We start from the raw sequence: 10094 nt of genomic DNA, 5'->3' as shown, positions 1-10094 counted from the left end.
CCGTGGCCTTCAAGCCCGACTGCACGTTGCCCATGGCGGTCGACGCGTTGTTCGCCTGCTTCACCGACGCGTCGTTGGAGTTGTTCAACGCGGGCACCGCGGCGATCCCGATCGGCCCCAACGCGTTGGGCGCCAGCTTCAACCCCTGCAGTCCGCTGGAGATCGCCGCCAACCGGGACTGGAAGTCGCCTGCCTTGTTCTGCAGGCCCTGCATGGACGACTCGCTCATGCCGAAGCCGGTGTTACCGGTCGGCCCGCCCGGTGAGGGCGGTGGTGACGGCGGTGGTGGCGGTGACGAGGACGGGTTGCCCGAGGAACCCGGGTTGGACTCGACTCCACCACCACCGCGTGCCATGGCTATTTCTCCGGAGCTCTACTAGACCTGGACGGAACCGGTGGACTCCCGCGAGCCCGAACCCTGCTGCGAACCCTGCTGCGAATCCTGCGAGTACTGCGACTGGAACGAGTCGTAGCTCGACTTCGCCGCCTCACCCGCCGACTTCGCCTCGTCCGCCGCCTGCTGGACGGAGTTGCCCACCTGCTCGGCCTTGCGCGACGCCTCCTCGGCGGCCTTGATGTCCGCGTCGCTGCCGGACGCGAACGCCTTGGCGTTGGCCTCGGCCGCCGCCGCGTTGGCCGCCGTGAAGTCGACGTTCGCCTGCTCGTACTTCGCGTTCGCCGCCTTCGCCGCGTCGTTCTTCGCCGACATGTCGTTCTCGGCGGAGGTGCGCGCCGGGTCGTCCGTGCCGGGGTTGTTGCTCTTGTACTCGTCGTACGCGGCCTGCGCGGCTTCGTCGGCGGGCTTGGCCGCGTTCAACGCCTCGTTGCTGGCCTTGGCCGCCTCGGCGACGTCACGGCTCTCCGCCGCCACCTTCTCCGCCGCACGCGCCGCCTCGGAACGGGCCGCGTCCGCGTCCGCCTTGGCCGCCTCGAACTTGGCGTTCGCGGCGTCGAACCCGGCCTGGTCGCCACGCGCGGCGGCGGCTTCGGCCTCCTTGGCGAACGCGTTGGCCCGGTCGTTGGCGCTGCTCGCCTTCTGGGAGGCGGTGTTCAGCTCCTCGTTGGCCTTCTGGGCCTCCTCGGAGGCCTTGGTCTCGGCCGCCTTGGCCTCGGTGTACTTCTTGTTGGCTTCCTCGGCCTTGTTGTTGGCCTCGGTGATCTTGGCGTTCTCCGCGTCGCTCTTCTCGTCTTCGGCCAACGCCTTGTCGATCTTGCGATCGACGCCCTCCTGCGCCTTCCACGACTCGTAGCCGACCTCGGCCACGTCGGCGACGTTCTCGAACCGGTTCCAGCCCTTGCCGACGTTCTCGGTGATCTCGTCCAGGTTCTTGATCCGGCCCATCTGGCGGGCCAGGGCGGCGGTCAGCCGCGCGATCCGGGACGAGATGTTGACGCCCAGCGCCACGGCCTTGCCGGTCGCGAAGCCGATGTACGCCACGATCGAGGCGCCGAAGGTGATGAACGCGCTCGCGGCGGCGATCAGGGCGCCCGCCAGCAGCGAGCCGAGCAGCTGGGCGATCAGGTCGCGCACGATGTCGCGCAGCACCGACACCAGCACACCGCAGATCGCGACGATCTTGGCCTTCTGCTCGACTGCGTTGGCCAGTGAGTCCAGCTCCTGGCCCATCGTGTCCATGTTGGCCTTGAACGCCTCGGACGACGCGCCGCTCCACCCGTCGAACGTGGCCAGGCCGCTCCGGTGGTCCTCGGCCAGCACCCGCAGCTCGGCGGCCTGCGCCTTGGTCGCCTCGACGTTGGCCTCGATCTCGTCCGGGTCGCCCATGAGCTGGTCGAGCGGTTCCTTGAGGAACGACACGTGCTCGATGAGCCAGCCGATGCCCGCGCCGAGGATCGTGCCGAACGGGTCGACCGCGAGCATCGCCATGGACGACGCCGTGCCGATGGCGGCGAACGTGATGTCCAGCGCCTTCTCGGTCTCGGTCTCCGCGTCCTTGCCGATCGTGGTGATCATCTCGTCCCAGGCCGAGATGAACATGGAGCCCTTGAACTTGTTCTTCTCGGTGATCTCCATGCCCGGGGGCGAGGAGATCGGGGTATCGGGGGCGGTCATCGTTCAGGCTCTCCTCGTCACCAGGGCTGGTTTTCGTCGTCCTCGTCGTCGCCCGGACGCGAACCGCGCACCGGCCGCGTCGGCATCTGCACCTGCGGGCTGGGCGTCGGCACGGCGGGGCGCACGGGCTCCGGCACGGGTTCGGCGTAGTACTCCGCGTACGCGCTGTCGTCCTTGGGCTGCTCGCCGTCCTCGGGCTCGTCGTCCGGGATGGCGTCGCTGACCATCTGCATGGCCTCGGTGCCCTCACCGAGCGGTTCGAACGCGGCCATCACGTTCTGCGCCGCCTGCTTCTGCGCGACCTTGGCCGTCTGCATGATCAGGGCGGTGAGGCGGGCCGAGCCGAGTTCGGTCGCGCGGTGGCCGAGCTGGATGTTCAGCAGGCCGCCGTTCGGGCCGACGGTGATCGTCACCGCACCGTCCGGGCTGGACGCCGTGGCCTGGGAGTTCTCGAAGTTCTCCTGGAGGTCCGCCGACTTCCGCTGGAGATCGGCCAGCTTGGCCTCGAAGTTGTCGAGCCACTGCTGGGGGTCCAAGGTCAACCTCCTGGGATGGATACCGGTGCAGCCTGGAGTGCACCGGAGGCCGCCAACGCCGGCCCAACGCCTCACCAACGGGCTAACCCCCGAGGCCGGCGAATCCTTTGACGTCGCATTCCCGAAACAACGACGTCACCCGGATCGCGTATTGACACTGCGTAACCGGCTATACGCCGAGAGATCAGTGGATCACTACGAGTGGCGGAGTCGCCCGGTGGCACCAACGATTAGGTCACGGCGGACCGGTCCGTGCGCGCCTGTCATTACTACGGGGTACGGTTCGCCACTCGGAAGCCCTGACGCGTGTCGTCGGGATTTGTCTGCTCCTAGATGAGCAGGGAGGGAGACGAGCCGTGCGTCGTCGAATGCGTGGCCTCGCGGTGGCCGCGATCGCGCTGACCAGCGTTCTGTCGATGGCCGCCTGTGCCAAGGACACCGGTGGGACCCAGCCGGGCTCGACCAACACCGCCGAGGGCTGCAAGCTGGCCGACAAGCCGCCGGCAGCCGCCGCGACGTCCAGCGCCGCCGCGTCGGACCAGAAGGTCGACGGCAGCGCGCTGAAGGTGGGTCTGGCCTACGACATCGGCGGTCGTGGTGACGCGTCGTTCAACGACTCCGCCGCGGCCGGCCTGGACAAGGCCAAGGCCGACTTCGGCATCAAGCCGGAGAACGTGAAGGAGCTGACCGCCGCGCCCAACGAGGCGGAGGACGCCAAGCTGACCCGTCTGCGCCAGCTCGCGGGCGAGGGCTTCAACCCGATCATCGGGGTCGGCTTCGCCTACGCCGAGTCGCTGAAGGTCGTGGCGCCGGAGTTCCCGAACGTCAAGTTCGCCATCGTGGACGGCGTGGTGGACGGCGCGGCGAACGTGACGCCGCTGGTGTTCGCGGAGGAGCAGGGCTCCTTCCTGGCCGGCGTCATCGCCGCCTACCAGTCCAAGGCCTGCCACGTGGGCTTCGTCGGCGGTGTGGAGATCCCGCTGATCCAGAAGTTCCAGGCGGGCTTCGAGCAGGGCGCCAAGGCCGCCGCGCCGGACATCAAGATCGAAGAGAAGTACCTGACCCCGGCGGGCGACTTCACCGGCTTCCAGGACCCGACCAAGGGCCAGGAGGTCGCGACCGGCCAGATCGAGGCGGGCGCCGACGTGCTGTACCACGCCGCGGGCGCGTCCGGTAAGGGCGTGTTCTCCGCCGCGAAGACGGCCGGCGTGAAGGCGATCGGCGTCGACTCCGACCAGTACAACCAGAAGACGGTCGAGGAGTCCAAGGACGTCATCATCTCGTCGATGCTCAAGCGGGTCGACGTCGCGGTGTACGACTTCGTCGGTGCGGTCGCGAAGAACGACCTGGCCAGCCTGCCCAAGGCGTTCGACCTGTCCGTTGACGGCGTCGGCTACGCCACCTCGGGCGGCAAGATCGACGCCGAGCTGCAGGGCGTCCTCGAGGGCTACAAGGCCCAGATCATCGCGGGCAAGATCAAGGTCAGCGACAAGCCGTAACCCCATCCGGCCTCCGGCGCACTGGGCCCTGCGAGCACACTCGCGGGGCCCAGTGCGTGGTTAGCCCCGGCGCAGCCGGAGATCAGACGGAGCTTCCATGAGCACTACCACCCCTGCCGTCGTCCTGTCGGGCATCACCAAGCGCTTCCCGGGTGTCGTCGCCAACAGCGACGTGCACCTCAGCGTCCAGGTCGGCGAGGTGCACGCGCTGTGCGGTGAGAACGGCGCGGGCAAGTCCACCCTGATGAAGATCCTGTACGGGATGCAGCAGCCCGACGAGGGCACCATCGAGGTGGCGGGCAAGCAGGTCCGGTTCCGCACGCCGGCCGACGCGATCAAGGCCGGCATCGGCATGGTGCACCAGCACTTCATGCTCGCCGACAACCTGACCGTGCAGGAGAACGTCGTGCTCGGCGCCGAGTCGCTGCACGGCATCGGCGGCAAGGCCCGCAAGCGCATCCTGGAGTTGGCGAAGGCCACCGGCCTGACCGTCGACCCCGGTGTGCTGGTCGAACGCCTCGGCGTGGCCGACCGGCAGCGCGTCGAGATCCTGAAGGTCCTCTACCGCGGCGCCAAGGTGATCATCCTGGACGAGCCGACCGCGGTTCTCGTGCCGCAGGAGGTGGACGAGCTGTTCGCCACCCTGCGCGGTATGCGGGAGCAGGGCTTCACCTTCCTGTTCATCTCGCACAAGCTGGACGAGGTGCGCGCGATCGCGGACTCCGTCACGGTCATCCGCCGCGGCACCACGGTCGGCACCGCGGACCCCAAGGCGGTCAGCTCCCGCCAGCTGGCCGAGATGATGGTCGGCAGCGAGCTGCCCAGCCCGGAGACCCGCGAGTCCACCGTCACCGACCGCGTCGTGCTGAGGGTGGAGAACCTGGGCCTGGTCGCGGCGGAAGGCACCCGACCGGTGCTGGACGACATCGACCTGGTGGTGCGGGCGGGCGAGATCGTCGGCATCGCGGGCGTCGAGGGCAACGGCCAGACCGAGCTGGTCGAGACGGTCATGGGCATCCGCAAGGCGCACCACGGTCGCGTACTGCTCGGCGACAAGGACGTGACCAGGCTGGGCACGCTGGCGCGGCGCGAAGCCGGCATCGGCTACATCCCCGAGGACCGGCACCGCCAGGGCCTGCTGCTCGAACAGCCGCTGTGGGCCAACCGGATCCTCGGCCACCAGACCCGAGGCCCGGTGTCGAAGGGCCAGTGGCTGGACCTCGCGGGCGCGAAGAAGGACACGCGGCGCATCGTCGACGAGTTCGACGTGCGCACGCCCGGTATCGACGTGGCCGCCGTCGCGCTGTCCGGCGGCAACCAGCAGAAGCTCGTGGTGGGCCGCGAGCTGTCCGGTGACCCGGTGCTGCTCATCGCGTCGCACCCGACGCGCGGCGTCGACGTCGGCGCGCAGGCGTTGATCTGGGACGAGATCAAGAACGCCCGCGCGCGCGGCCTGGCCGTGCTGCTGATCTCGGCGGACCTGGACGAGCTGATCGGCCTGTCCGACACCATCCGGGTGATGCTGCGCGGTCGGCTGGTCGCGGACGCCGACCCGGCCACGGTCACCCCGGAAGACCTCGGCAGTGCGATGACCGGCGCGGGCGCCACGAGCGCCGCCGTCGCCGAGCACGCCCCTGGCGCCGCGAAGGCGTCGGAATCGGAAGGCGAGTAATGGGAATCTTGCGCGGCAAGCTCCTGCCGCCCGTGCTGGCGATCCTGTTCTCCGCCCTGCTGTGCGGTATCGCGCTGGTGGTGTCCGGCGCGAACCCGCTGCGGGCGTTCGGGGTGATGTTGTCGCAGGTCGGTGAAGGCACCACCGCGGTGGACATCATCAACAGCACCGGCACGTACTACATCGCGGCGCTCGCGGTGGCGATCGGGTTCCAGATGAACCTGTTCAACATCGGCGTCGAGGGCCAGTACCGGGTCGCGGCGGTCGTCGCGGCCGTGGTCGGCGGCTCCATCGCGCTGCCGCCCGGCCTGCACGCCCTGGTGATCATCCTGACGGCCGCGGTCGCGGGCGCCCTGTGGGCGGCGGTCCCGGCGATCCTCAAGGTGACGCGCGGCGTCAACGAGGTCATCTCGACGATCATGATGAACGGCCTGGCGCTCGGTCTCGCGGCGTACCTGATCGGCTCGGACGTGTTCGGCGAACTGCGCGGCAACAACATCCGCACCCCGGAGATCCCGGAGAGCGGCTGGGTGCCCGGCATCTCGTTCGGCTCGTCCGGCACGGTGTTCGGCCTGGTGTTCCTGGCCGCGCTGCTCGGCGTCGGCTACTGGGTGATGATGAACCGCACCCGGTTCGGCTTCGAGCTGCGCGCGTCCGGCGAATCGGCCACGGCCGCCGCCGCGGGTGGCGTGAACGCCAAGAAGATGGTGCTGATCGCGATGCTGCTGTCCGGCGCCATCGCCGGTCTGGTGTCGATGCCCGAGATCCTGGGCCGCGACCACACGTACAACCTGAACTTCCCCGCCGGTATCGGCTTCTCCGGCATCGCGATCGCGCTGCTCGGTCGCAACCACCCCGGCGGCATCGCGTTCGCCGCGGTGCTGTGGGCGTTCCTGGACAAGTCCGGTCTGGCGCTGGACAACGTGCAGGTGCCGCGGGAGATCGTGACGATCATGCAGGGGGCGATCGTGCTGTCGGTCGTCGTCGCCTACGAGGTGGTCCGCCGGTTCGAACTGGCCGCGCAGCAGCGGCAGGTCGGCCGGCAGCTCGGAACGGTGGATGCGGCATGAGCACTTCGTTGATGAACCCCGCCGAGGCTCCGCTGGCTGTTCCGCCGCCTCGCAAGACGCGCCGGATCCCCGGTTGGGCCGTCGGCGCCCTCGGTGTGGCCGGCGCGGTGGTGCTGCTGTCCACCACGTCGTACCTGACCGGTGTGCCGCAGCTGACGTCCACCGGCACCATCCAGACCGCGGTGCGGTTGGCGTTGCCGATCCTGCTGGCCGCGCTGGGCGGCCTGTGGGCGGAACGCGCGGGCGTGGTGAACATCGGCCTCGAAGGCATGATGATCATGGGCACCTGGGGCGCGGCGTGGGCCGGGTACCAGTGGGGCCCGTGGGCGGCGCTGGTGTCGGCCGCCGTGTTCGGCGCGCTGGGCGGGTTGCTGCACGCGATCGCGACCGTGACGTTCGGGGTGAACCACATCGTGTCCGGTGTGGCGATCAACCTGCTCGGGGCCGGTCTCACCAAGTACCTGTCCACGCTGATCTTCTTCCCGCTGTCGAACAACCCGCGCGAGTCGCCCTCGGTGCCGAAGTTCGACACTTACTCGGCCGCCGGGTTGTCGGACTGGCTGGGCGAGTTGGAGGCGCAGCAGCGGGTCGGGTTGTCCGACGTCGCCGGCATCCTGCGCGGGCTCGTCACCGGTGTGTCGCCGTTGACGATGCTGGCCGTCCTGCTGGTGATCGGCAGCTACCTGGTGCTGTGGCGGACCCGGTTCGGGTTGCGGCTGCGGTCGTGCGGCGAGAACCCGGTGGCCGCGGAGTCGTTGGGCGTCAACGTCTACTGGTACAAGTACGTCGCGGTGATCTCGTCCGGCGCGCTGGCCGGTATCGGTGGCGCCGCGCTGGTGCTCAACCCCGGTCAGCCCGGGTACCTGGAGGGCCAGACCAACGGGCGCGGGTTCATCGGCCTGGCCGCGATGATCTTCGGCAACTGGCGGCCCGGTGGGCTGCTCGGCGGTGCGGCCCTGTTCGGGTACGCCGACGGGTTGCAGCTGCGGTCGGGCGGCAAGACGTTCCTCGCCCTGGTCTACGGCGCGGTGCTGCTGCTGGTCGTGATCGTGATCTGGCAGTTGGTGCGCCGTCGCTGGTTCGCCGCGGCGTCCGGCATCCTGGCCGCCGGCGTCCTGTACGCGGTGTACTACTCGGTGGACGAGGTGCCGAGCGAGCTGACCACCTACGCGCCGCACCTGGTGACGTTGATCGTGCTCGCGGTCGCGTCCCAACGATTGCGCATGCCCGCGGCCGACGGTGTGGTGTACCGCCGTGGTTGATGTCGTGGTCGATTGGGAGCTGCTGCGTGCGCGCGCCGTCGAGGCCGCGCAGGCCGCCTACTGCCCGTACTCCGGGTTGCGGGTGGGCGCGGCGGCGGTGTGCGACGACGGGCGGGTCGTGGTCGGCTGCAACGTCGAGAACGCCGCCTACGGCGTCGGGCTGTGCGCCGAGTGCACGTTGGCGGGTCAGTTCTTCCTGACCGGCGGCGGGAAACTCGTCGCGCTGGCGTGCCGGAGCGGTTCGGGCGAGCTGCTGATGCCGTGCGGGCGGTGCCGTCAGGTGATCTACGAGTTGGGCGGTGGGGCGTGCCTGATCGACACGCCGGCCGGGGTGCGGCCGATGACCTCGGTGCTGCCCGACGCTTTCGGGCCGGAGGACCTGCCGTGACTCACATCGCCGTGGACGTGATCCGGGCCAAGCGCGACGGTTTTCGGCTGTCGGATTCACAGATCGACTGGGTCGTGGACGCCTACACCCGTGGGGTGGTGGCGGACGAGCAGATGTCGGCGTTGGCCATGGCGATCTTCCTGAACGGCATGGACTCGGCCGAGACGGCGCGGTGGACGCGGGCCATGGTGCGGTCCGGTGAGCGGCTGACGCTGGACGTCGGCCGGCCCACCGTGGACAAGCACTCGACGGGCGGGGTGGGCGACAAGATCACCCTCCCGTTGGCCCCGCTGGTGGCGGCTTGTGGTGCGGCGGTGCCCCAGTTGTCCGGGCGCGGGCTCGGGCACACCGGGGGGACGCTGGACAAGCTGGAGTCCGTCCCGGGGTGGCGGGCGCAGTTGTCGGTGGCGGAGGTGACCGCGCAGCTGCGGTCCGTCGGCGCCGTGATCTGCGCGGCCACTTCGGGTCTCGCGCCGGCGGACAAGAAGCTCTACGCGTTGCGCGACGTGACGGCGACCGTCGAGTCGATCCCGTTGATCGCGTCTTCGATCATGTCGAAGAAGATCGCGGAGGGCGCCGAGGCGCTGGTGCTGGACGTGAAGGTCGGCTCCGGGGCGTTCATGAAGTCCTTGGAACAGGCGCGGGCTCTGGCGTCGGCCTTGGTGTCGATCGGCGTCGACCACGGTCTGAAGATCAGTGCTCTGTTGACGGACATGTCGGTGCCGTTGGGGCGGGCGGTCGGGAACGCGGTCGAGGTCGCGGAGTCGGTCGAGGTGCTGCGCGGCGGCGGTCCGGCGGACGTGGTCGAGCTGACCGTGGCCCTGGCGGAGGAAATGCTGTCCCGTGCGGGCATCTCCGCTTCGCCCCGTGACGTCCTGGCGTCCGGTGAGGCGTACGAGACGTGGGCGCGGATGATCAGCGCCCAGGGCGGCGACCCGGACGCTCCGCTTCCCGTGGGCCGGCACAAACACGTCGTCACCGCTCCGGAGGACGGCTACCTGACCGCGTTGGACGCCTACGCGGTAGGTGTGGCGGCGTGGCGCCTGGGTGCGGGTCGTGCCCGCAAGGAGGACCCGGTGCAGGCTGGTGCCGGAATCCTGTGCCTCGCGAAGCCGGGCGACCGGGTGGCGAAGGGCCAGCCGCTGCTGGAGCTGTACACCGACACCCCGGACGCCGTACCCGCCGCGCTCGACACCCTGGCCGGCGGTTACGAGGTGGGCGAAGCCCCACCGCCACGCGGCCCCCTGGTCATCGACACCATCCGGGGCTGAGTTCCCACGTTCTCCCACCGGAATTGTCAGACCCCGCCGGCAGAATAAAAGCAGGGGTTCCCCAGGCGGGGAGCCCTGCAAAGCATGTGCGGGCGCCACGGCGAACCTGCTGGTGAGACACCGCGAATCTGTCGGTCGAGTGCGTTGGAACCGAAAGACCATCGACGCGCCGCAGAATGACCGGAAGATTTTGGCGCGTGTGGAACCGGCAAGTTCGCGGTGTCCAACGAGGTGGCCATCGGCTCTCGGCGGCGCGTTACCGGAAAGAGTTGAGGGCGTAACGAAAAGGCCCGGTCCGCGGGAAGCGGGCCGGGCCTATCGGTGT

The 10094-nt window shown here is 69.5% G+C and carries 9 protein-coding genes; 7 read left to right on the top strand and 2 right to left on the bottom strand.

The annotated features are described in order from the left end of the window. Nucleotides 1-2 precede the first annotated feature (2 nt). Nucleotides 3-380 carry a hypothetical protein gene (locus tag FM051_RS18075; protein WP_158844487.1) on the top strand — a complete coding sequence of 126 codons (378 nt, stop codon included), beginning with the start codon at nucleotides 3-5 and terminating at the stop codon, nucleotides 378-380. Here FM051_RS18075 and FM051_RS18070 read toward each other — a convergent pair. Next, a complete protein-coding gene (locus tag FM051_RS18070; RefSeq protein ID WP_158844485.1) occupies nucleotides 377-2071 on the bottom strand; it encodes a WXG100 family type VII secretion target in 1695 nt (564 codons plus the stop codon). The genes FM051_RS18075 and FM051_RS18070 overlap by 4 nt on opposite strands. Before the next feature lie 17 nt (nucleotides 2072-2088). Further along, a complete protein-coding gene (locus FM051_RS18065) occupies nucleotides 2089-2607 on the bottom strand; it encodes a YbaB/EbfC family nucleoid-associated protein (RefSeq protein WP_158844483.1) in 519 nt (172 codons plus the stop codon). A 368-nt stretch (nucleotides 2608-2975) separates the two neighbouring features. Between FM051_RS18065 and FM051_RS18060 the strand changes: the two genes are divergently transcribed. The 6 genes from FM051_RS18060 (at nucleotide 2976) to FM051_RS18035 (ending at nucleotide 9769) form a co-directional block, all read left to right on the top strand. Further along, complete coding sequence (locus tag FM051_RS18060; RefSeq protein WP_158845315.1) at nucleotides 2976-4106, top strand: BMP family lipoprotein; 1131 nt, start codon at nucleotides 2976-2978, stop codon at nucleotides 4104-4106. Nucleotides 4107-4203: 97 nt separating this feature from the next. Then, on the top strand, nucleotides 4204-5778 hold the full coding sequence (locus FM051_RS18055) for an ABC transporter ATP-binding protein (protein ID WP_158844481.1): 1575 nt from the start codon (nucleotides 4204-4206) through the stop codon (nucleotides 5776-5778). Then, complete coding sequence (locus FM051_RS18050) at nucleotides 5778-6848, top strand: ABC transporter permease (protein WP_158844479.1); 1071 nt, start codon at nucleotides 5778-5780, stop codon at nucleotides 6846-6848. The genes FM051_RS18055 and FM051_RS18050 overlap by 1 nt, the downstream gene beginning before the upstream one ends. Further along, on the top strand, nucleotides 6845-8110 hold the full coding sequence (locus tag FM051_RS18045; RefSeq protein ID WP_202918900.1) for an ABC transporter permease: 1266 nt from the start codon (nucleotides 6845-6847) through the stop codon (nucleotides 8108-8110). The genes FM051_RS18050 and FM051_RS18045 overlap by 4 nt, the downstream gene beginning before the upstream one ends. Then, the gene (locus FM051_RS18040; protein ID WP_158844477.1) at nucleotides 8103-8498 is read left to right on the top strand and encodes a cytidine deaminase; all 396 of its coding nucleotides are present in this window, start codon (nucleotides 8103-8105) and stop codon (nucleotides 8496-8498) included. The genes FM051_RS18045 and FM051_RS18040 overlap by 8 nt, the downstream gene beginning before the upstream one ends. After that, nucleotides 8495-9769 carry a thymidine phosphorylase gene (locus FM051_RS18035; RefSeq protein WP_158844475.1) on the top strand — a complete coding sequence of 425 codons (1275 nt, stop codon included), beginning with the start codon at nucleotides 8495-8497 and terminating at the stop codon, nucleotides 9767-9769. Before FM051_RS18040 ends, FM051_RS18035 begins: the two co-directional genes overlap by 4 nt. Nucleotides 9770-10094: the final 325 nt, after the last annotated feature.

The sequence above is a fragment of the Saccharothrix deserti genome (assembly GCF_009769385.1).
Lineage (GTDB): Bacteria > Actinomycetota > Actinomycetes > Mycobacteriales > Pseudonocardiaceae > Actinosynnema > Actinosynnema deserti.
This window is presented reverse-complemented; position numbering and strand designations above follow the sequence as displayed.

Excerpts from the sequence above, each read along its gene's own strand:
- FM051_RS18050 (WP_158844479.1), top strand. The coding sequence starts at position 5,778 with ATGGGAATCTTGCGCGGCAAGCTCCTGCCGCCCGTGCTGGCGATCCTG.
- FM051_RS18070 (WP_158844485.1), bottom strand. The coding sequence starts at position 2,071 with ATGACCGCCCCCGATACCCCGATCTCCTCGCCCCCGGGCATGGAGATC.
- FM051_RS18045 (WP_202918900.1), top strand. The coding sequence starts at position 6,845 with ATGAGCACTTCGTTGATGAACCCCGCCGAGGCTCCGCTGGCTGTTCCG.
- FM051_RS18055 (WP_158844481.1), top strand. The coding sequence starts at position 4,204 with ATGAGCACTACCACCCCTGCCGTCGTCCTGTCGGGCATCACCAAGCGC.
- FM051_RS18060 (WP_158845315.1), top strand. The coding sequence starts at position 2,976 with ATGCGTGGCCTCGCGGTGGCCGCGATCGCGCTGACCAGCGTTCTGTCG.